Annotated in this window: 20 protein-coding genes and 2 tRNA genes; 7 read left to right on the top strand and 15 right to left on the bottom strand. The window is 27.5% G+C overall.

Going from position 1 to position 21820, the window contains the following annotated elements; genetic code table 11:
* Nucleotides 1–77 precede the first annotated feature (77 nt).
* The gene (locus tag Q0K52_RS02595; protein ID WP_297296199.1) at nt 78–2621 is read right to left on the bottom strand and encodes a DUF5682 family protein; all 2544 of its coding nucleotides are present in this window, start codon (nt 2619–2621) and stop codon (nt 78–80) included.
* A gap of 507 nt (nt 2622–3128) precedes the next feature.
* Here Q0K52_RS02595 and Q0K52_RS02600 point away from each other — a divergent pair.
* Nucleotides 3129–4124: an ankyrin repeat domain-containing protein gene (locus tag Q0K52_RS02600; RefSeq protein WP_297296160.1), complete on the top strand. Its 996-nt coding sequence runs from the start codon at nt 3129–3131 to the stop codon at nt 4122–4124.
* Nucleotides 4125–4620: 496 nt separating this feature from the next.
* On the opposite strand, the gene Q0K52_RS02605 is transcribed toward Q0K52_RS02600, so the two are convergent.
* From Q0K52_RS02605 to Q0K52_RS02635, 7 genes are all read right to left on the bottom strand, one after another.
* A complete protein-coding gene (locus tag Q0K52_RS02605; protein ID WP_297296162.1) occupies nt 4621–4911 on the bottom strand; it encodes a nucleotidyltransferase domain-containing protein in 291 nt (96 codons plus the stop codon).
* 13 nt (nt 4912–4924) lie between these two features.
* The gene (locus tag Q0K52_RS02610) at nt 4925–5344 is read right to left on the bottom strand and encodes a nucleotidyltransferase substrate binding protein (protein WP_297296164.1); all 420 of its coding nucleotides are present in this window, start codon (nt 5342–5344) and stop codon (nt 4925–4927) included.
* Between the two features lie 145 nt (nt 5345–5489).
* Nucleotides 5490–6239 (bottom strand): phosphate ABC transporter ATP-binding protein, encoded by a 750-nt coding sequence (locus tag Q0K52_RS02615; RefSeq protein WP_297296166.1) that lies wholly within the window; start codon nt 6237–6239, stop codon nt 5490–5492.
* Complete coding sequence (locus Q0K52_RS02620) at nt 6232–7068, bottom strand: PstA family ABC transporter permease (RefSeq protein ID WP_297296168.1); 837 nt, start codon at nt 7066–7068, stop codon at nt 6232–6234. The genes Q0K52_RS02615 and Q0K52_RS02620 overlap by 8 nt, the downstream gene beginning before the upstream one ends.
* Entirely contained in the window at nt 7065–7994 is a 930-nt protein-coding gene (pstC, locus tag Q0K52_RS02625; protein ID WP_297296170.1) for a phosphate ABC transporter permease subunit PstC, read from the bottom strand. The genes Q0K52_RS02620 and pstC overlap by 4 nt, the downstream gene beginning before the upstream one ends.
* 25 nt (nt 7995–8019) lie before the next feature.
* Nucleotides 8020–8928 (bottom strand): phosphate ABC transporter substrate-binding protein, encoded by a 909-nt coding sequence (locus Q0K52_RS02630; RefSeq protein WP_297296172.1) that lies wholly within the window; start codon nt 8926–8928, stop codon nt 8020–8022.
* A gap of 689 nt (nt 8929–9617) precedes the next feature.
* Nucleotides 9618–10973 carry a PhoH family protein gene (locus tag Q0K52_RS02635; RefSeq protein WP_297296174.1) on the bottom strand — a complete coding sequence of 452 codons (1356 nt, stop codon included), beginning with the start codon at nt 10971–10973 and terminating at the stop codon, nt 9618–9620.
* A gap of 398 nt (nt 10974–11371) precedes the next feature.
* On the opposite strand from Q0K52_RS02635, the gene Q0K52_RS02640 reads away from it, so the two are divergent.
* Complete coding sequence (locus Q0K52_RS02640; protein ID WP_297296176.1) at nt 11372–11938, top strand: sugar O-acetyltransferase; 567 nt, start codon at nt 11372–11374, stop codon at nt 11936–11938.
* Nucleotides 11939–11976: 38 nt separating this feature from the next.
* Nucleotides 11977–13068, top strand: coding sequence for an alpha/beta hydrolase (locus Q0K52_RS02645; RefSeq protein ID WP_297296178.1), 1092 nt, complete (start codon nt 11977–11979; stop codon nt 13066–13068).
* Between the two features lie 493 nt (nt 13069–13561).
* Here Q0K52_RS02645 and Q0K52_RS02650 read toward each other — a convergent pair whose 3' ends face one another.
* The 3 genes from Q0K52_RS02650 to Q0K52_RS02660 all read right to left on the bottom strand — a co-directional run bounded on the left by Q0K52_RS02650 (nt 13562) and on the right by Q0K52_RS02660 (nt 16645).
* Nucleotides 13562–14461, bottom strand: a complete 900-nt coding sequence (locus tag Q0K52_RS02650; RefSeq protein ID WP_297296180.1) for a LysR family transcriptional regulator — start codon at nt 14459–14461, stop codon at nt 13562–13564.
* 110 nt (nt 14462–14571) lie between these two features.
* Nucleotides 14572–16368, bottom strand: coding sequence for a methyl-accepting chemotaxis protein (locus Q0K52_RS02655; protein WP_297296182.1), 1797 nt, complete (start codon nt 16366–16368; stop codon nt 14572–14574).
* Between the two features lie 202 nt (nt 16369–16570).
* Nucleotides 16571–16645 (bottom strand) — tRNA-Gly (locus Q0K52_RS02660).
* A 172-nt stretch (nt 16646–16817) separates the two neighbouring features.
* On the opposite strand from Q0K52_RS02660, the gene Q0K52_RS02665 reads away from it, so the two are divergent.
* Nucleotides 16818–17111, top strand: coding sequence for a DUF6506 family protein (locus Q0K52_RS02665; RefSeq protein WP_297296184.1), 294 nt, complete (start codon nt 16818–16820; stop codon nt 17109–17111).
* 3 nt (nt 17112–17114) lie between these two features.
* Here Q0K52_RS02665 and Q0K52_RS02670 read toward each other — a convergent pair whose 3' ends face one another.
* The 4 genes from Q0K52_RS02670 to Q0K52_RS02685 all read right to left on the bottom strand — a co-directional run bounded on the left by Q0K52_RS02670 (nt 17115) and on the right by Q0K52_RS02685 (nt 18181).
* Nucleotides 17115–17315 carry a hypothetical protein gene (locus Q0K52_RS02670; RefSeq protein WP_297296186.1) on the bottom strand — a complete coding sequence of 67 codons (201 nt, stop codon included), beginning with the start codon at nt 17313–17315 and terminating at the stop codon, nt 17115–17117.
* A 77-nt stretch (nt 17316–17392) separates the two neighbouring features.
* Nucleotides 17393–17477: transfer RNA gene (locus Q0K52_RS02675), tRNA-Leu, on the bottom strand.
* Between the two features lie 70 nt (nt 17478–17547).
* Nucleotides 17548–17712 (bottom strand): hypothetical protein, encoded by a 165-nt coding sequence (locus Q0K52_RS02680; RefSeq protein WP_297296189.1) that lies wholly within the window; start codon nt 17710–17712, stop codon nt 17548–17550.
* Nucleotides 17675–18181, bottom strand: a complete 507-nt coding sequence (locus Q0K52_RS02685; RefSeq protein WP_297296191.1) for an NYN domain-containing protein — start codon at nt 18179–18181, stop codon at nt 17675–17677. Before Q0K52_RS02685 ends, Q0K52_RS02680 begins: the two co-directional genes overlap by 38 nt.
* A 552-nt stretch (nt 18182–18733) precedes the next feature.
* Here Q0K52_RS02685 and yajC point away from each other — a divergent pair.
* From yajC to secF, 3 genes are read left to right on the top strand one after another with little or no spacing between them, the layout of a single operon-like run.
* A complete protein-coding gene (yajC, locus tag Q0K52_RS02690) occupies nt 18734–19159 on the top strand; it encodes a preprotein translocase subunit YajC (RefSeq protein ID WP_297296193.1) in 426 nt (141 codons plus the stop codon).
* Between the two features lie 33 nt (nt 19160–19192).
* Nucleotides 19193–20704, top strand: coding sequence for a protein translocase subunit SecD (secD, locus tag Q0K52_RS02695; protein ID WP_297296195.1), 1512 nt, complete (start codon nt 19193–19195; stop codon nt 20702–20704).
* Between the two features lie 33 nt (nt 20705–20737).
* The gene (gene secF, locus Q0K52_RS02700; protein ID WP_297296197.1) at nt 20738–21661 is read left to right on the top strand and encodes a protein translocase subunit SecF; all 924 of its coding nucleotides are present in this window, start codon (nt 20738–20740) and stop codon (nt 21659–21661) included.
* The last annotated feature ends 159 nt before the right edge of the window (nt 21662–21820 follow it).

Here is a 21820-nt window from a genome sequence, read left to right on the forward strand (position 1 = left end):
TGATTATCATACATTTCATACGAATATATTTATAGCCTTGTTCATTTTTATATATTTTCTTCATAATTATATATACACTATAAAGTCTCTTTTATTAAATCGAAAACCTTATTATCTATACTAATAGCCATTTGCACTTCTTCAATAGAAGCATCAACTTCCTTCAATATTTTTTCTTTACTTGTACCATATATATTCGCCACAATACCTGATAAACGCTCCGTTTCTGTAGGACTTAAATTTGTAAATGCATATCTAAAATTAGGAAGCACCTCCAAAAATTTATCTTCATCTAATCTTTTTATAGTGCTGTCTATACTATTTATAATACTCTCATTAATAAATAAAATATCCCTTGCCACAAGAAGTATTCCATTCAAGAAATAAGCTACAACTTCACTATCCGATGACTCCAAGAAAGATGCTACTATATTAGAAAACTCATCTGCTGTTAATCTTCCAGACTTGTATTTTATAGCAAGACAAACTGCATATATATGACTGCTTCCAAAAGTATTATCAAGCATTAAATCTATCTTATCATTGAATATATCTATATCACACCAATCAGGATTTTCTAAACTAAATGAATATAAATTTTTCATATATTTAGAATGTTTTAAAGCTTCTTCTTCATCTAAATTTTTCATAGATTCCATATTAACAACAGCAAGTACAAATACTTGTTTAGCTATAGATTCTATCACCTGCATAATATCATAATTATCAAATAATGACTCTCTATCCTTTGAAAAATTATCATTGATAGTTTCCATATTAGCCAAATAAGATAAATTATTTAAGCATACGCAAAGATTGACAAAATTATTATCATTTAATATTACAGCTTCTATTTTTCTGTAATTATCAATAAAAAATCCATAAAGCCCCATAACATTAGCTTCTACTAAAAGTTTTGAAACTTCCATAGCATTTATATTATTATTAAGTTTTTCAACTATTAAATTTGATGCCAATTCTTCTATAGTAACACCGTAAACTGATTTATCTATCAATGATGCTTCTACTAAAGTTTTATATTCATATTTCCAAATTTCTCTTGCTAAATTTTTATTAACTTTATTTACATAGTCCGGCCCTCTAACTAATGAACAAAAGCCGACATCTAAAAATTTCATTTTATGGAAGAATTTACTTTTTTCAAAATGATTCTTATCCTTTACAATATCAAGAGTTGATTCTATTTCTTCTGTTTTATCTATTTTTATTTTAAACTCTTTGCATTTATTTCTAAAATCTATTACAACCGGAGGAACTATACTTTTTGAAGATACCTGTCCATTCTCCATTCCTGAAAGAAGTTTAAGCATCAAATCAAGATTGCTTGTATTTTCTAAAGATATTGCCCCTTTTACAAAAGCACTTTTAGTGGCATCTATAAGTTCATATACTCCTGCCGATTCCTTACCTCTTAACTTTGCAAGATTAACAGCCATATAATAAGCATTTATACAGTCTGGTATAGTTACATTATGATTAACTCTGTCTATATTAGATGCCTTTATTATAAATGACATTACAACTTTCAAAAAAGTATCATGTAAATCATTCTTCTTATCTTTTTCACATTTTTCAAGTTCTTTATAAACCGAATCATAAAAAGCAGGAAATTCGATCCCAGCTCTATAACCTCTCCTAGCATCAGCATCTCTGAACGAATATGGTATTAAATAATTTGATGAATTTGATACTATATACTTTTTTAATTTTTTATATTCTTTATCTAATTTCTTACTGTCTTTTTCATCTTCTTTTAATTTATCTATTATACCTTTTGTGTGAAAACTTCCAGTAACTACTAAAACTCTTTTATATTCTTCTAATGCCTTTTTAACATTTAAAGCCATTACATATTCTCTGTTTCTAGTTTCAAAGTCTTCATCTTCTATCAAACGCATATAATAGCCCAAAGCATAAACACTTCTTATAAACTCCTTGCTTTCTTTAAGTATTCCGTTTATCTCGAAATCTCTCTCCCAAAGCTCAGCAAATGTTCTAAGTCCCGCTTTTCTTGTAAGTTCTATTGTATAGGCATTGACATTAAATCTATTATCATCATTATCATAAACTGATACTAATTTTCTTTTTTTATCTGCATTATCATTTTTTGTTTCTTCTGAATTTTCTTCTTCATTATTATTTTCTTTTTCAGGATCCGATTTCTCTATATCATTTCCTGTAGAATTCTCTGCCCCATTTTCTATCATAGAAGCATAATTCATATCTATAAAGCTGCAATGAATATTATTTTTTAATGCTTCCTTTATAGCTGTAAATTCCGGAGAATAATCCAAAAAAGGATAATAACATCTGTATCTTTCATCATCTTCATCTATATAACTTGAATAAATACAAAATGGGGCTTTGGTATCTTCTTCAATCATATACTTCATCAAATCATTACAGTCGTTTGGTCCTTCTATAAGCACTGCATCTGGTTTGAAGCTCTCAAAAATATTTTTTAAATGGTATGAGCATGCTGGAGAATGGTGTCTTATAGGAAAGAATATTACATTATCTTTTATACTTTCTTTAAAACACTCGTCAAAGTTGTTATTATCTTTCATACTATCTTTATTTGTTTTAGTTGTTTTTTTCATCATTAATAATCCTTAACAATGAAAAGTATTTTACTATAAAAACAGTATAATGCAATAATTACAAATTTAAATCCCGCCCTCTATCCTTTTTACATCTTCTGTCACTTTTGTATTATTTTCTTTAAAATCTTAACAGTTATTTTAGCTGCCCACCCAAAGTGTTATTTAAACTTATAGCCCCATAACCGCACGGTAAATGAGTCTAAAAATATAGATTTATTTGAAATTCAAATTATACAATATTATAAAATGTATTAACCGTGCGTTGAATAAGCAAAAAATCTAATAATCACTTGGGCGGGTGCTTTAATTTCTGTTTTAAACTTAAAAACAAATAAAGTTTGATATTCCAGTATAAAATAATAAAGATAAAGGGCGGGTTTTAAAATAAATTTTTATGATCGAATTTGAACAAAAGCCATACCCTACAGGGCTTTAATATAAAAACTTGAAAAAAATAATTTTCATAATATAATAATAAAAACTTGACTATAGGATATATTGTTTATGAAATATTTGTTAATTCTTTTTCTATCCACCATAATATTTTCTTGCTCTAACGATAATAATAACGATACTAACAATAATAAAGAACTAAATAATAATGCAGATAAAGTAACTATAAATTTAGATGACAGTACAGATAATAATAAAGAAAATAATTCATCAATAAATACAAATCAAACAGAAGAAACAACATATTATTCATACACAGATAAAGAAATTATATCTTTTATAGAATCAGGAGATTTTCAAACAATCAAAAAATTAATTGAATCAAAAAGTTTAGATGTTAATTATAATTTAGAGATAGATGAATATTCTAAGTCAACACCTTTAATACAAGCTATAAAATATAAACAAACTAATATCATAAATTATTTATTAGAAAATAATGCAGATGTTAATTTAACTTTAGGATATTCTACTCCATTAACAGAAGCTATGTATGATGAAGAACTTGTTCGTAAACTTATAGATTTAGGAGCAGATGTCAATTTACCTGCAGAACTTACAGGCTTTACTCCTCTTATGGCTAGCCTTCATAATATTGCTATAACAGAACTTTTAATTGAAAAAGGTGCTGATATTGAAGCTAAAGATGATGACGACATTAATGCTTTAGTTTATGCCTCAACTTATAATAATGAAGAGATGGTAAAATTTTTACTTGAGAAAGGTGCCGATGCCAATACAGTATGCGAAATAGAAAATGAACATATTGATATATCGCCTACTCCTTTAATGAATGCTGCTTATAGAGGGAATACTAATATAATAAATATGTTATTAGAAAATGGTGCTGATATTAATTATACCACTGATTATGGAATGACTGCTTTAATGTATGCAGCAAGTTTTAATCAATTTGAAGCTGCAAAAGTACTTTTAGAAAATAATGCTGATACTTCAATAACTGATGAATATGGCAGGACTGCACTTGATTTAGCAAAATCAGAAGATTATAAGGATATAGTTGAGCTTCTTGAAAAATATAATTAATACTTTTAATATACACCTAAACAGCTATATTTGTCAAAATAAATTTATATTTTTGTTTTTATATCTGGGGCTTTGCCCTTACGAAGTACACAGCGTGCAATACCCCACTTCTTTTGCGACCGAAGGAAGTACTGCGACTGAAAGGAGTACCTTTAGGTATGGTATTGCCACAAAGAAGCTATATCCTCGACAGGCTCGGATACGCTTCGCGAAAGGCTATATTTGGGCTTTAATTTAATAAATTATCTTACTATCTTACATGTAATACGATTCCAGTATGATTTAGTACTAATTTTATACCTTGCACTTTCGCGAAGCGTGCTTGCGGCAGCAACTTTGACGAAGTCCGCAGAGCGTGTGCGGCGGGAAAAAGTTGAATAAAAAATGACAAACTTAAAAATTCTTAGTATATATAAAAAAACTTGATTATGGAATATATTAATGAGTAAATATTTTCCTGCTATAATGATACATTATTCATCAAATATAATTAATACTATTTTTTATAAATAATTTTTCCATGATTTTTTATATCATTTATTAATTCTTGATTTTCTATATCATTATAAGAAATAACATCGAATTTTAAAAGAGTAGGAAGCTCTGATAATTCTTCTTTTAATCTTTCGCAAAATAGTAAATCAAACTTTCCTATTACAGCCAAATCTATATCCGAATTATATTTTTCTTTATCCATTGCCCTAGAACCAAACAGTATAACATGTTCTATATTATCATAAGAACTGCATATATTTTTTATACCTTCTTTTATCTTTTCATCAAGCATCAATATTTATCCTTTAATCATTTATTTTTTCCAAAAAGAAACTATATAATTCATTAAGTATTTTCAAATAATTATTTTTTATCTTATTAATAATTTCTTTAAATTTAATAAAATCATAAGTATGTGAAAGTAAATTACGGCTAAGCATCATATCAATAAAATCATCTTGACTTTTGATAATCTTTGCTGAATATGCTTCTTTAAAAATATTTCTTGGGGATATATCTATATTGTTTAAACTTCCATTATATTCTAAATAATCTTTCAAAGTTTTCCAAGCTAATTCATAAGTATATTCAAATCTTTGAACAACACCTTCCTGCTCTAGTAATGATAATTCGTTTATATCCTTTTCTTCAAATACACTTTTTAATAAATTAAAAGCTTTTTCAAAATTGTTAAATCTCTGTTTCCAGCGAATATTTTCTGACATAATATTTCCAATAATTTTAATTACAATTATATAATACAGAATATATTTATCAAGTTTTTTAATTTTCATCATCAAGCATATTATTATAATATTCTCTTTTTAATTTAATCTCTTTTAAATATTCTTCTTTAAACAATTACTTATTTTAACTATCCATAAGTTTTATATAATTTTTTATTATTGGGTTTTCATTATTATTAAAAATTTCATTGATCTTACCGCTTGATAAAATTTTACCGTCATACATAAATATCGCATTATCCGATATTCTTTTTGCCTGTGCTATATTATGAGTTACTATTATAATTGTATATTTTTCTTTTAAACTCAATAATGTATCTTCTATCTTATTTGAATTGACAATATCTAAAGAAGAACAAGGCTCATCAAGAAGAAGTATATCAGGTTCCACGCTTAAACTTCTTGCAATACAAAGTCTTTGTTTTTGTCCGCCGCTTAATTTCAAAGCTGAAGTATTTAATTTATCTTTTACTTCATCATAAAGACTTGTAAGTTTTAGTATATCTTTTACTCTTTCTTCTATTTGTTTTTTATTGAATCCATAATATTTTAAAGCATAACTTATATTTTTATAAATTGTCATCGGAAAAGGAGTTGGAGTTTGAAATACTATTCCTATATTTTTTCTCAATGTTTCTATTGGAATATTATTAGTATTTATATCATTGAAATAAATATCTCCATTTACAATGGCATCATTTTCTTCAAGTATTATTTTATTTATAGTTTTTAATAATGTACTTTTGCCGCAGCCGCTTGGCCCTATTATGGAAGTTATTTTATTTTTTTCAAAGTCTATATTTATATTATCAAGTATTTTTTTACTGCCATAATATACTGATACATCTTTTAATTGTAAAATAGAATTATTCATGTTTTATACCCGATTTACTAATTTTTAAAAATCTCAAAAATACCGCAAAAAAGTTTAATATTAAAACTATAGAAAGAAGTACAAAAGCGGTAGCATAAGCATTTGCCTCAGATATACCCTGAGTAAGAAGTATATATAAATGATAAGGAAGAACCATAGAAGGTTTAAATATTGATGTAGTAAGAGGAGCATTTATGACAGCACCAGTAAACATCAAAGGAGCAGCAGCCCCTATAGCTAAAGCACCAGCTAGCATCACTATAGATAAAGCCTTTATTCCTATTTCTTTTAATACTATATGAATTATTGTATATGATTTGCTTATACCCAAAGCATAAGAACTATTTATAATATCTGTATTCAATTCTTTTAATACCTTCTTTATTCTTATTGATATAAAAGGAAGAATCATAATAGACTGAGTTATTGCCATTGATAATATTGATTTTCCAAGTCCTAAATATAATACAAGCATAGCATATCCAAATAATCCCAACACTACAGAAGGTATTCCTGCTATACATTGAAAAACTATATCAAAACAAGAATTAATATATTTATTTTTATTATAAAATACTAAATAGATTCCCGCTGATATTCCAAACAAAGATGATATAACAGCTGATATTATAGATGTGTATAAACTTCCAACTATTGCAGGAAATATTCCGCCTTCCTTTCCAAGTATAATGCCTTCGGGCTTACCCAATAAAAAATCTAAACTTAAAGCATTTCTTCCTTTATAAAGTATAAAAACAAATATAAATACTGTTATAAAAATAATCACAGCAAAACTTATAAAAGACCATATCTTAATTAAATTTCTCATAATTCTAATTTAAGTAAATATTTTCTCAAAAAATGCACAGATATATTTATAATAGATAAAGTTACCATTAGTATAGCACCGCTTGCAAATAAAGCACTATAATGCAAACTTTTTACTTCAGCCATTCCTATTTCCAAAGCAATTAAAGAAGCTATAGTTTCAGCCTTTCCTAATAATCTAGGAAAAACTAAAGAATTACCTATCACCATCATAACCGCCATAGTTTCTCCCAATGCCCTAGATACTGCAAGTATAAATCCTACTAAAATAGCATTCTTTGAATTTGGTAAAATAAGTTCTGATATCATGTACCATTTATCTATACCAAGAGAAAGCGAAACATTATTATAATCTTTTTTTAACATCATCATACTTTCTGTAACTGTAGATATTATAAAAGGAAGTATCATAAAAGAAAGAAGTAAACTAGCTGCCAAAACAGATTCGCCTGCTGACATATTAAGTATTGGTATATGTTCAAAAAATTTTACTATTATTACCAAACCTATAAAGCCATAAATTACAGAAGGAACAGCAACTATTAAATCCATTAATGAAAGAGAAAATGAACGTACAAAATCATTTGCCGCAAATACTAAAAATATACTGAATCCTATACCTATAAATAAACTTATTAATGTAGAAAGCATAGCAGTATATATTGTAGAAAGTATAATATAAAAAATTCCGTAACTCTCTGAAACTCCAAAAGCTAATGGACGCCATACTTTTCCGAATACAAAATTATATATACCTATATGTTTTAATATTGGAATACTCTCTTTTATTATAAAAAATATAATGAATGCTAATACAATAATACATAAGAAAGATATTATTGTTATAATAAAAGAAAAAACTTTTTCCTTTAAATCATTAAGATTAGATTTATTATTTTTTTTGATAATATCAGAATATTCCAACATCAAAATTATTTACTAATTTAATATTTTATTCAACAGGAATATATCCATTTTCTTCTACTATTTGTTTTCCTATATCGCTGAATACATAATCTACAAATGCACTTTCACTTTTAGAAAGTTCTGAATTTTTGATAAACATCAATGGTCTTTGTATTTTGTATTGTCCATTCAAAATATTTTCTTTAGTAGGCACTACTCCGTCAACTTTGAAAGCAAATAAATTATCTTTATTTTGATTATAAACTCCATAAGAAGCATAACCTATAGCATTTTCATTTTCTACTATTTTTGTTCCCAAAGCACCCATTGAAGGTGATTGTATAGCATTAGGAGATATTTGTGTTTCGCCCATTATAGATTCTTGGAACACCTCATAAGCTCCGCCGCTTAAATCTCTTATTATTACAACTATTTCTTTTTGAGGTAAAGAAGCATCTACATCGCTCCAATATTTATATTCACCTGAGAATATTTTTCTAATAGTATCAGAATCCAAATTATCTTTAATTTTTACTATTGGATTTTTAGCATTAACTGATACTGTCAAAGCATCAGAAGCGACTAAAAATTCTTTATAATTTGTCATTTGTGATTTTTCATTATCTCTTATTTTTCTTGCAAGCATACCAAAACTAGCTGTATTATCTAATATGCTTTTTACTCCTGCACCGGAACCTGCTGATGATACATATATAGATATTTTTTCATTAGGCAAATCGGAAGATACTTTATCCCAAGTAACATATTCTTCCATAAACTTATTTCCAATAGATGCCATTACAGGTGCTAAGGAAGAAGATCCGTCAAATGATATTTCTGCTTTAAAATCTGTACTAGATGAAGCAGCTTGAGTATTTGAAGCATTATCTGTTTTATTAGAATTGCAGCTGAAAAGTACAGCCATAATTGATAGAAAAAGTATAAATTTTTTCATAGTACTATCCTTTAATATTTGTAATTGCTATGTAATTTAACATGTAAAAATATAAAGTCAATAAATTAATATAAAATTATTTCAATTTGAATACTACAACCGCACGCTAAACAAAACTATAAATATAGAATAATTACAAATTAAAATTTAAACTACAAATAAAATTTCGCTCACCGTGCGTTAAATAGATTCTAAAGTTAATAAAAACTTGGGCGGGCATGCTTTTTCTAATTAAGCAAAAAAGTTAATTAAAGACTTATTTTTAATTAAAATAAAAAAACATAAAGGGCGGGGTTTTTAAATAAATTTATAAAGTAAAAAATTATTTACATCTGCCCACCCTATAGACTTATTATTTTAATTTGATATTGCTGTTTAAATTTTCCTTAGAGTTAAAACAGAAATTACAGCACCCACCCTAAATTTTATTAGATTTAAAAATTTACTAACCGCACGCTAAACAAAATTATAAATATAGAATAATTACAAATTAAAATTTACACTACAAATAAAATTCCGTTCACCGTGCGTTAAATAGATTCTAAAGTTAATAAAAACTTGGGCGGGCATGCTTTTTCTAATTAAGCAATAAAGTTAATTAAAGCTCTATTTTTAGTGTAAAATAAAAAGCATAAAGGGCGGGATTTCTCCAAACCACTCTATGCTTTAATTTTTAATATTAAATAATTTTATAATACATTGGCAGCAAGTTCTGCAAGCTGTGAACGCTCGCCTTTTTCAAGTGTTACAGTACCGCTTAAAACTTCCGCTTTTGTGCGGTCTATTAAATAAGTAAGACCATTGTTTCTTTCGTCCAAATAAGGAGTATCTATCTGATGAATATCTCCTGTGAAAACTATTTTTGTTCCTTCGCCTGCTCTTGTTATAATAGTCTTTATTTCATGAGGAGTAAGGTTCTGAGCTTCATCTACTATAAAATAAATCTTGTTCAAACTTCTTCCTCTAATGTATGCAAGAGGTGAAATTACTATTTTTTCATTTTCAAGCATTTTTTTGATATTCTTACTTTCATCGCTGTCATCAGAATGAATATGCTGTATCACTGAAAGGTTATCAAATAAAGGCTGCATATAAGGATCTAATTTGCTGTTAACATCACCAGGAAGGAAACCTAAATCCTTATTAGAAAGTGCTACTACAGGACGTGCTAAAAGTATTTGTCTGTACTCTCTTCTTTTTGCCAAAGCGGCAGCTAATGCTAAAAGAGTTTTACCAGTTCCTGCTTTACCCATTATAGTAACCAAAGGCACATTATTATCAAGAAGAATATCTAAAGCCATAGCCTGTTCTTCATTTCTTGGTTTTATACCATAAGCATTTATATTAGAATCAACATGAACTATAGTATTAGTATCTTCCTTATATTTTCCTATTACTGCCTCATCATCTTCTTTTACTCTGTAGCAGAAATATGTATTAGGATAAATAGAATGCTCACCTTTAACTTCTATCTCTTTATTTTCGCTAAGTTCTTTTATATAGATCTTGGCATTATCACCTGAAATATTTTCTATACCAGTAAATAATGAAGATAGTTTTTCTATCTTGTCAGTATTATAGTCCTGAGTGTCTATTCCTAAACTCCTAGCCTTCATTCTCATATTAATGTCTTTAGTTATAAGAATGACTCTATGATTTTCACATTTTATATTATAGGCACAAGATAGTATTTTATGATCTGGAATATTTCCAGCAAATATCTTTTTGAATTCTTCTCTCTCTTCATTATTAACATCTATAAATACCTTACTTTTATTATCAAGCAAAGCACCTTTTTTAAATATATCTTTTACTCCTTGAAGCTCCTCATTTTTCTCTACAATGACATCAAGTTCGCGTATAAACTCTCTGGCATTGAAATTGATTGTATCACTTCCTTTTTTGAACTTATCAACTTCTTCCAAAACTGTAATAGGTATAACTATATTAGTTTCTTCAAAAGAAAATATTGACTTAAAATCATGCAATATAACATTTGTATCAAATACGAACACTTTTTTATTAGGTATAAAATTCTCTGTCATCGCAAGTCCTTAAAATTATTTTTAGCATAGTTTCACACTATAATATAAGTATAAAAATAAATGCTATATAATAAGTATTGTACAAAAGAGACAAAAAAGCAAATTCATTAAACTCGTTTCATATTATAAATGTACAATTTTGTTATTTTTCACTAATAATAGTGTTCCTTTTAATAACATAATAAAGCTATATAAATATGATTATATATAAATACCAATAAAAATTATAATACTAATTAAATAATAGTAAAAAACATAAAAAAATAATAATAAACTAAATTGAACTTCAAACATAATTACTATACTTTTTAGGCATAAAACTATATAACACATAAATATTTGATATAATTTATTTTTTCTGTAAAATACAAATAAATAAAACAAAGGAAGCAATCAAAATGAATATAGAAGAATTTATAAAACACTGTAAAGATGGCAATCCTATATCAAGCGAAGATAAAGAACTTTCACCGCTTTTATATGAATGCTCTCAAAATGCAATAAAAGTAACAATGGAAATCAATAACAGCTATCATACTACAGAGGAGATAAGAAAATTATTTGAACAATTAACAGGTGAACAAATAGATGAAAGTTTTACATGCTTTCCTCCATTTTATACAGACTTTGGAAGAAATATAAAAATAGGAAAGAATGTATTTTTTAACTGCGGCTGCTCATTTCAAGACAGAGGCGGAATCACTATAGGGGATAATGTATTTATTGGTATGAATGTAACTATATCAACTTTAAATCATGGAATAGAAATACAAAACAGAAGCACAACATATCCATCGAAAGTAACAATAGGAAACAATGTTTGGATAGGTTCCGGTGCCAATATATTACCCGGCGTAACTATAGGAGATAATTCCATAATAGCTGCTGGTGCTTTAGTTAATAAAGATATTCCTTCTAATGTAATAGTTGGAGGAGTGCCTGCTAAAATCATAAGAAATTTATAATAAACATTTAAACTAAAATTAATGATAAGGAGATTTATATGAAAAAAATAATATTATCAGCAACTTTAATAGTAACTTTTTTAATATCTTGTAACAACAACCAATCACAAAACAATAATTCACAAGGAGGAGATAACATGGATACAAGAGTTTTTAAAATTTATACAAATATAGAAATGAAAAAAGTAAGATTTAAAAACCGTTACGGCATAGAAATAGCAGGAGATTTATATTTACCAGAAAATTATACCAATCAAAAAAATCCGGCAATAGTTGTATCTGGCCCATTCGGAGCAGTTAAAGAACAAGCTTCAGGATTATATGCACAGGAAATGACTACTTATGGTTTTGTTGCTTTAGCATTCGATCCTTCTTTTACTGGTGAAAGCGGCGGAGATGTAAGAAACACTTCTTCACCTGATATATTTACAGAAGATTACAGTGCTGCTGTAGATTATTTGGGTTTACTTGATTATGTAGATAGAAACCGTATTGGTGCAATAGGTATTTGCGGACTTTCTGGTATGGCCATTACTGCTGCTGGAACTGACACCAGAATAAAAGCTGTAGCAACTGCTTCAATGTATGATATGTCAAGAGATATGAGCAAAGGACATCAAGATTATTATACTCCTGAACAAAGAAGAAAAATAAGAGAATATTTAAGCGAGCAGCGTTGGAAAGATGCTGAAAGTAAAACTTATGCTTTAGGTAATCATGAACCTACTTTTGATGCAAATAATAATATACAAGCTTCTGCTATGGTTGTACCGGAAGAACTTCCTGAAAATGCTGATCCTGTATTTGCTGCTTTCTACAACTATTATGCTAAAAGAGCTTATCACCCTAGAGCTATAAACTTTGTTACTTCTTGGACTGCTACAATGCCTGTATCATTTTGGAATTTCCCTTTAATGGCTAATATTAAAGATGTTTCTCCTACTCCTATACTTTTAATAGCAGGCGACAGAGCACATTCAAGATACTATTCTGAAGATGTTTATAAAGAAGCATTAGAACCAAAAGAATTAGTAATAGTAGAAGATGCTGATCATGTTGATTTATATGATAACATGGAAAAAATTCCTTTTGAAAAATTATCACAGTTCTTCAAAGACAATTTGAAATAATTCGAGTCTATTAAAATAAAAAACACCCAAGTATTATTTATTAATGCTTGGGTAATTTTTTTAACGCACGGTAAACAAAACTATTTTTATAATAAAAATTATAATTATCAATTCATTTATCATATATAATTTTACTCAACGTGCGGTATCTTAATCATAAATTTAAATAAAGTTTGGGCGGGCTTTATATTTTCAGTGTAAACTATAAAGAAATAAAGATAAAAATAACTAATTAAATTAAAAAGCATAAAGGGCGGGCAAATGTAAAAAGATCTTAAAACTTTATTCTAAACCCCACCCTCAAGATTTTATAATTTTATTTTATATTAAAACTTATTTTATATTTTTTATTTTAATCAGATTTTTTAGCACCCACCCAAGTTTTTTTAACTTTATAGTATATTTACCGCACGATCGAATAATTTTTAATTTATAGAAGTATTATAAAAAAGATATATTTATATTTTGTGATTTGTTTACCGTGCGTTATGAATTAAATTTTATTATTAAATTCATTTGTAATCCTATCTAAAAATATTTTGGAAGCCCTTGAAAACTCCTGATTCTTCTTCCAAACTATATTAAGCCCAGATTCTAATTTGGGCTTTAAAGGTATAAAACAAATATTTTCATTATGCATATTATCAATTAATTTGTCCAAACTTAAAGCATACCCCATTCCTTCCCTAACCATAATCAATGCATTATAAAGTAAGTTATATGTAGCTGCTATATTAAGCTTATTAAAACTATCACCAAACCATCTTATAAAATCATTGTCGCTTAATTTATTTTCTATAGCCTGCCTAGACATAATTAAAGGCAAATCTAATAAATCAGTTTTAGTTATATATTTCTTTTTTGCAAGTTTAGAATCTTTTCTCATAATTACGCCCCAAGTATCTTTAGCAGGGATTTTTAAATAATCATACTTTGACAAATCGGCAGGATCTATTAATACACCAAAATCTAATAATCCTTTATCAAGTTTTTCTGTAATATCATGAAAATTTCCGCTGTAAATATTGTATCTTATATGAGGATAAGTTTCTTGAATATCTTTCATAATAGAAGCAAGCAAACTCATAGCCCAAGTCTCACCTGCCCCAATGAATATATCACCAGCTATTAATTCATCAGTAAAATTGAATTCCGCTCTGGTTTTTTCTATCATATCAATTATTTCTTCGGCTCTCTTTTTTAAAAGTATTCCTTCTGGAGTAAGCTCTATATTATTATGCTTTCTTTCAAAAAGTTTATGCCCTATATCTCTTTCAAGCATGTTAATCTGTCTTGATAAATTTGGCTGAGTAAGATTAAGATATTTAGCCGCTTTTGTAATATTGCCTTCCCTTACAGCTATTAAAAAATATTTTAAAGCTCTAATTTCCATTATACTCTCCTAAAAAATATATAATACTTTTTAAGTATTGAATATATTAAATCATAACTTATTATATTATATAAATTCTATAAATACAAAAGCGGAATACTATTTTTATATTATGCATGAAGTTTAAAATACTCTAATTCTGAATATACATTTTCAGTATTATTAGCAACTTCTCTTCCTAAAATAGCACTGTTATGAACTAGATTAGAATTCTCTTGTGTAATATTATTTAATTCATTCATAGCAAGTGCAATTTCTCTTACACTTCCTTCTTCTTCAGAAACTGCATTATGCAAGTCTATTAAAACCTCCGAAACTTCTTTAGCAGAATTTTCTATATTTAAAAGTATTTCAATAGAATGCCTTACTGATTCATCACCTGTTTCTATCTTAGCAACAGTGTTTTCTATTATATTAGTGATTTTTCCAGCAGCATCATTAACATTTTGTGCAAGAGAACGTATTTCAGAAGCAACAACTGCAAATCCTTTACCTTGCTCCCCTGCTCTTGCAGCTTCAACTGCAGCATTTAAAGCAAGTATATTTGTTTGCAATGCTATCGATTGTATGAGTTTGATTATATCAGATATTTCTTTACTTGACTGAGATATTTCAACCATATTGCTTGAAATTTGATTTACTGCCTCTACTCCAACTTTTGTTGCATCAGCTACTTTATTACTCATATCCTTTACATCATTTGTATGCCTTGATGTTTCAGATATAGAAGAAAATAAATTTTCTATAGCACTGCTCACTTCTTCTATAGCAGCCGCCTGAGAAGATGTCCTGTCTGATAAATTATCTATTCCCTGAGATATTTGACTGCTTGAACTATTTATTGAAGATATATGCTTTTTTATTCCTGAAACTATAGATGATATTCTATTTTGCATATCATTAACAGAATTAACCAAGTGTCCAGACTCATCTTTTAAAGCTAAATCTTCTTTATTAAAGATACTATTAAAATTACCTTCTTTCATTAAATCTATAATGTTTATTGTATTTTTTAGAGGCTTTACTATCTTTTTTACAAGCAGCCATTCTATTAATAATATAATAATCATAACAGCAAATACAGAAAGCATTAATAGTCTGAATTGTGTATGTACTATACTAGCATCACCTTTAAATATTAAAAGCCAAGGAGCATTATTTATTTTTTGTATAGCGTACCATTGATTTCCTGATATTTTTACTTCGCCTACATGAGAAGATAAATTACCTTGAAAAGGAGCAAATAAAGGATCTTTAAATAAATTATTATTTTCATCTAATATATATTCGCTATTTTCATGAGTCATATATATTCCATTTGGTGATACAATATAAAAACTTTCATCAAAATTTTCTTTTACACCTTCCATAATACTGTTCATATTGGCAAAATCAATGGCAAACACACCTTTCAATTTACCATTTGTATATATTGCTTTACTGAATGTAACTGTAAGTTCATTAACTGCAAAATCTATATATGGCTCACTTACCACTATATCATTTGCTGCAATTGCATCTTTATACCAAGGTCTTGAAGTTTGATCATAAGTTCTTGGATATTCTTCCAAAGTATTTATATATATTCCGCCTTGAGAATAAGCTACAGTATCTCCAAAATACATATTCAAATATCCGGAACCTGTTTTTTGAACATTAGTAATAAAATTTCCAAATGTCTCTAAATTAGGATTCGCTTCCAAATTATTAACTATTAAATTAACAGTATTTTTTATTTCTTTTACATAGTTTTCTGTTTCATTTTTTGAGTTTAGAGTTTCTAAAGATTTTTCTTTCAAAAATTTAGATACATATATCGGTTTGTAAAAAATATAGAAAGCTAAAAATGCAATTAATAACAGCACCGAAAAAATACTTAAAAATTTAAACACTAATCCTTTTTTCATATAATTTAGACTCCATAATTTACTTAATATAAAAGATATTTTTACAAGATTAAATATAAAAAAAATTTAGAAAATGTAAAAAAATAATAATATTTTTTATAAAAAAAATAAAAAAAATTTATTGATTATAAAAAAGTATACTATTATAGTATTAATAATATAAATCAATTATATAGTTGTGATAAAAAAGGATAAGAAAAAATGGAGCGGGCGAACGGAATCGAACCGTCATCTTTAGATTGGAAGTCTAAGGTAATAACCATTATACGACGCCCGCAATTTGAAATAAATTATTTAATTTTCATTAATTATAACATCATCATAAAAAAAATCAATAGCTATAATGTTTTTTTTACAAATTAAAATTTAAATCATTATTTTTTATAATAACAAATTAATTTATTCTATTATATGCTATAATAAACAATAAAATAAATAGGAGTATATATATGAAATTTGCTTTTCTAATAATGGATAAAATTTTTAACAGTGAAAAAGACAGATCATCAATACATAATGGAGTTTCACAAATTATAGGAGTTTCAAATATAGAAGAAGCTTGTAAAATAGCAAAAGAATTAAAAGATGAAGGTATTGATTGTATAGAATTATGCGGAGGATTCAGAGAAGAAGGAGCAAGAAAAATAATAGAAGCAACTGAAAATAAAATAGCTGTTGGTTTTGTTGTGCATTTAGAAGAACAAAATGATATTTACAAAAAATTATTCGGAAATGAAAATTAAATATTAGGAATTAGACTTATATAGAAAACCAGTTACTATAACTATGATACCTACAAGCATAGTAAAAGGAGCTAAAAATCCCATAAAACCTTCAGGATTTTGTCCAACCATTGCTATGAATATAAAACTAATAGCAAATATAACAAGTCCTACTGCTAATATAATTAAATTTTGTTTAGAAAATTTATCGTGATTATTTATCATATTCAATATACAAAAAAAGTTTATAGATTTTACTCTACAAACTTTATCCTCTACTCCATATTATTAAAGCACTTATGTGCTCGGGGCCGGAATCGAACCGGCACGGTCACAAGGACCAGCAGATTTTAAATCTGCTATGTCTACCAATTCCATCACCCGAGCTGGTAGTTGCTTTGTATTATAGCATATTAGAAAAAAAAAGCAAGTTATATTTTTAATTTTTTATAAAATATTATTGCCAATCTTTAGGACAAGTTATTGTATTTCCATTTTTTAATACAATAGATTGAGGAAGAAGCATAGAAGATATATTTATTTTAGATAATTTTACACTAAAATCAGAAACATCTTTTAAACTACTAGCCTGAACATAAGCAGGTACTACATACAATACCAATTTTTAAATTTTGATTTTCTTGCTTTGCCATTCTTATAGCTGGTACTAAATCACTATCTCCAGACAATAATATAGCTTTATCACAACTTTTATTACATGCATCTCTTACTAAGTGTATAGCTATATTTACATCGCTTTCTTTTTCTTCATGATATTCATAATTATATTTTATTATATTTCCATTATTATCTGAGATATTTAAAGATTGTGTTTTCTTTTTAAAATTACCTAAAACTACTTCTACACAAAAATGTTTTAACGCCTGTACAAGTATATAATGTTTATTTTGACTATAAGGCTTCCAAAAAGCATAAGCAGAGAAATAATATACTTTATTTATTGATTCATTGTTTTTAAGTAAACTTTTACATAAATCATAATAATTTATCCATTTTAATTTATTATTATTTAATCTATCAATGGCATGATATATATTAAATCCATCTATATAAAAGTTAACTCTATCCATAAAAATAAAAAACCCCATCCTATGATGGGGAGTAAGGCTCCAAAGGAACCGTTACGCTTATTTATTATAAATGATACATTAAGAAACGATAAAAATCAACCCTACATTGTAAAATAAATAAGAGTTAATAACTAATGAAGATAATTTATGTACAAAATAAAATTATTAAACAATTTCTAATATAATCTAATAAAAATTAGAAGCTCATAGCAAAATTATTTACCATAGCCCATAACGAACAATTTTTATATATAACCAATAAAAATTGTTTGCCTATGGCAAATTTATTTGACATAGCCTATAGTAAACAATTTTTATATATACCTAATAAAAATTGGGAGCATCTGACAAGTTTACTTGGCAGATAATTATAGCGTACAATTTTTATTTATAACCAATAAAAATTGTTTGCCTATGGCAAATTTATTTGACATAGCCTATAGCAAACAATTTTTATATATTATAGGTTGACATAAGTATAAATTATTGATAATATGATGTACTATCAAAAAAAATTTTCAAAAAATTAATACTTAAAGAGGTAACAAAAGAATGTTCACAGCTACATTATATGCACAAGGAGCGCAAGGAGCTCAGGCAGGCAATCCATTAGTATCTATAGGTATGATGGTTGCAATATTCGCCATATTTTATTTCTTATTAATAAGACCGCAAAAACAACAGCAAAAAAAATTAGCACAAAGCATAGCAGAATTGAAAAAAGGTGATAAAATCATAGTATCAGGCGGTATAATAGCAGAATACGTTTCAGACAAAGAAGGCGGAAGAATTGCTATAGTAAAAGTAGGCGAAAATACTAAAATGGAAATAATCAAATCTTCTATATCAGCAGTTGTTACAGAAGAAATGTTAAACCCTCCTAAAAAAGAAGAAAAGAAAGATAAAAAAGCTATAGAAGATAAAAATCAAATTAAAGAAGATTTAGAAAAAGCTCAAGCAGAAGATAAAAAAGAATAATAATAAAAATATAATAATAACAGGACATATAATATGAGTCATAATTTAAGACTAGCATTCATCATCATTGGACTTGGTATAATGGCTTGGTTTATTACTCCTACAGTGAGATGGTACTTTTTTACATCTGAAGATAAAAAAGAAGAAAGTAATATGTCTTTAGATGAGATGATAGCTAAAGGATACACAAAAGAACAAATTGATAGTGTTCAAGCTCTTAAACGTTTAAGAAGCGAATCTGTAAATATGGGTTTAGATTTACAGGGCGGTATAAGAATAGTATTACAGGCTGATTTTGAAGAATATGCTTCAAGACTTGAAAGAAATGTTGCTTCTCTAACAGCTGAAGAAAAAAATGATGCTATGGACAGACTTATATCAAGACTTAGAGGCAGAATCGACCAATTCGGAGTAAGTGAAGTAGGAATAAGAAAGCAAGGTGAAGACAGAGTAGTTGTTGAACTTCCTGGAGCAAGAGACCCAGACAGAATTAAAAGCGTAGTACTCAGTCAGGGTGCTTTAACATTCAATTTAGTTGATGAAGAAGCTACTTCTAAATTAACTACTAATGATATGCTTATGGGTGTATTCACTAATACAGCTAAAGTTCCTGAATATGGAAAACAGCTTTATTTCTACAGTGAAAAAGATGATTTCGGAAGAAGAGTAAGAGGTGCTCCTGTTATTGTTAATAAAGAACCTTCATTAGAAGGAAGTGCTTTAATCAATGCACAAGTAGGCGGCGGACAATTCGGTGAAGTTACTGTTGAATTTGAACTTAACAGTGAAGGTGCTACTACATTTGCTGAAGTTACTGCTCAAAATAAAAATAGAATGCTTGCTATAGTATTAGATGATAAAGTTATCAGTGCTCCTAATATTAATGATGAGATAAGAGGCGGAAGAGGTGTAATAACAGGAAGATTCACTTTAGAAGAAGCTCAGGACTTAGCTAGAATATTAAAAGAAGGTGCTTTACCTCTTAATGTCAGCATAGTAGAAGAAGAAGTTGTAGGTCAGTCTATAGGTGCAGACTCAGTAAAAGCCGGAGCTACTGCTTTACTTATGGCAGCCATTTTAGTTGCTGTATTTATGATAGCAGTTTACAGACTTTCTGGTGTTTTAGCTACTATTGCTATGCTTGTAAACGTTATTCTTATCATAGCAGTATTATCACCATTAAGATTTACTTTGACTTTGCCTGGTATAGCCGGACTTATTCTTACTATAGGTATGGCTGTTGATGCCAATGTTATTATATTTGAGCGTATAAAAGATGAGTTAAAAGTAAAATCTAGTGTTGCTGATGCTATTATTTCTGGTTATGACATGGCATTTGCCACAATATTTGACTCTAACATTACAACTATAATTGTAGCTTTAATACTTTGGATATTCGGAAGCGGTCCTGTACAAGGTTTTGCTATTACTTTGTTCTTTGGTATTTTAATAAACCTATTCACAGCTGTATTTATTACAAGATATATCTATGAAGAGATTATAAGAACTAAAATAGTAAAGAAAGCAGGATTCTTCTTTATTTAATATAACTTCTTAAAAATAAATAGGATTTTGTAAATGAGTGAAGAAATAAAAAAAGAAAATAATGATTTGACAAAAAATAAGATACCATTTGTTAAAATTATGCCTATAGCAGCTATTGTATCTTCAATACTTTTTATAGTTTCTATTGGTTTATTCATAAGTAAACTTAGTACAAACAGTTTCAATATGGGTATTGACTTTGCAGGCGGTGTTGAATTAAAAGTTCAAATAGATAATCCAGAAGTTATAAATATTGCTGAGATAAGAGCTTTATACAATAACTTTGGAACTGAAACTGTTAATATACAAGAACTTGAAGGTGAAGATAATATTAATGCTTTCCTTTTAAGATTCAGAGGTTCCAACGAAGAATCTGACAGAGCTATGAAAGTTCTTTATGATAAATATACTCAAGAAAAAGTTAAGTTAATAGGAAGCAACATTATAAGCGGTGTTGTTTCTGCTGATAACTTAAAATTAGCTTTCATACTTATAATTGTTTCTTGGATTATCATAATGATATACATTACTATAAGATTCAATTATAGATATGCTTTTCCTGCGATCATTACACTTATACATAATGTTGTTATAGTATTTGGAATACTGCTTTTCCTAAACAAAGAGTTTTCTGTACTTGTACTCTCATCAATACTTACTTTGATAGGATACACTATCAATGACATCATAGTAGTATTTGATAGAATAAGAGAAAATGCTGACTCTAAAATGCCATTTAAAGATATTGTTAATATAAGTCTAAATAATGTTGTAGGAAGAACTATAATAACTGGTATTTCTACACTTCTTGCTGCATTAGCTATTATGATATGGGGCGGATTCATACTTTATGATTTTGCCTTTACATTCTTCTGCGGTGTTGTTATAGGTACTTACGCTAGTAACTTCATAGCAAGCGGACTTTTAATATTATTTATGAAAACTAAAAAAGCATAAAAATTATTAATATAGAAATTCAAAAAGAGTATGCATTTATAATGTATACTCTTTTTATTTGCAATATAAAAAAAAATTCTTACTGTTTAAGAGCCATAGATATTGCACACTTTTAGTTTAAAAAAAGAAGGTATTCCTTATAATTTAAATTTCTAGAAA

This window comes from uncultured Brachyspira sp., assembly GCF_944390845.1.
Lineage (GTDB): Bacteria > Spirochaetota > Brachyspiria > Brachyspirales > Brachyspiraceae > Brachyspira > Brachyspira pulli.

Bases quoted from the DNA above. Each gene is read 5' to 3' on its own strand.
- Q0K52_RS02655 (WP_297296182.1), bottom strand. From the start codon at position 16,368: ATGAAAAAAGGATTAGTGTTTAAATTTTTAAGTATTTTTTCGGTGCTG.
- Q0K52_RS02630 (WP_297296172.1), bottom strand. From the start codon at position 8,928: ATGAAAAAATTTATACTTTTTCTATCAATTATGGCTGTACTTTTCAGC.
- Q0K52_RS02615 (WP_297296166.1), bottom strand. From the start codon at position 6,239: ATGAATAATTCTATTTTACAATTAAAAGATGTATCAGTATATTATGGC.
- Q0K52_RS02610 (WP_297296164.1), bottom strand. From the start codon at position 5,344: ATGTCAGAAAATATTCGCTGGAAACAGAGATTTAACAATTTTGAAAAA.
- Q0K52_RS02645 (WP_297296178.1), top strand. From the start codon at position 11,977: ATGAAAAAAATAATATTATCAGCAACTTTAATAGTAACTTTTTTAATA.
- yajC (WP_297296193.1), top strand. From the start codon at position 18,734: ATGTTCACAGCTACATTATATGCACAAGGAGCGCAAGGAGCTCAGGCA.
- Q0K52_RS02650 (WP_297296180.1), bottom strand. From the start codon at position 14,461: ATGGAAATTAGAGCTTTAAAATATTTTTTAATAGCTGTAAGGGAAGGC.
- secF (WP_297296197.1), top strand. From the start codon at position 20,738: ATGAGTGAAGAAATAAAAAAAGAAAATAATGATTTGACAAAAAATAAG.
- pstC (WP_297296170.1), bottom strand. From the start codon at position 7,994: ATGTTGGAATATTCTGATATTATCAAAAAAAATAATAAATCTAATCTT.
- Q0K52_RS02685 (WP_297296191.1), bottom strand. From the start codon at position 18,181: ATGGATAGAGTTAACTTTTATATAGATGGATTTAATATATATCATGCC.
- Q0K52_RS02640 (WP_297296176.1), top strand. From the start codon at position 11,372: ATGAATATAGAAGAATTTATAAAACACTGTAAAGATGGCAATCCTATA.
- Q0K52_RS02665 (WP_297296184.1), top strand. From the start codon at position 16,818: ATGAAATTTGCTTTTCTAATAATGGATAAAATTTTTAACAGTGAAAAA.
- Q0K52_RS02620 (WP_297296168.1), bottom strand. From the start codon at position 7,068: ATGAGAAATTTAATTAAGATATGGTCTTTTATAAGTTTTGCTGTGATT.
- Q0K52_RS02600 (WP_297296160.1), top strand. From the start codon at position 3,129: ATGAAATATTTGTTAATTCTTTTTCTATCCACCATAATATTTTCTTGC.
- secD (WP_297296195.1), top strand. From the start codon at position 19,193: ATGAGTCATAATTTAAGACTAGCATTCATCATCATTGGACTTGGTATA.
- Q0K52_RS02670 (WP_297296186.1), bottom strand. From the start codon at position 17,315: ATGATAAATAATCACGATAAATTTTCTAAACAAAATTTAATTATATTA.
- Q0K52_RS02605 (WP_297296162.1), bottom strand. From the start codon at position 4,911: ATGCTTGATGAAAAGATAAAAGAAGGTATAAAAAATATATGCAGTTCT.
- Q0K52_RS02595 (WP_297296199.1), bottom strand. From the start codon at position 2,621: ATGAAAAAAACAACTAAAACAAATAAAGATAGTATGAAAGATAATAAC.
- Q0K52_RS02635 (WP_297296174.1), bottom strand. From the start codon at position 10,973: ATGACAGAGAATTTTATACCTAATAAAAAAGTGTTCGTATTTGATACA.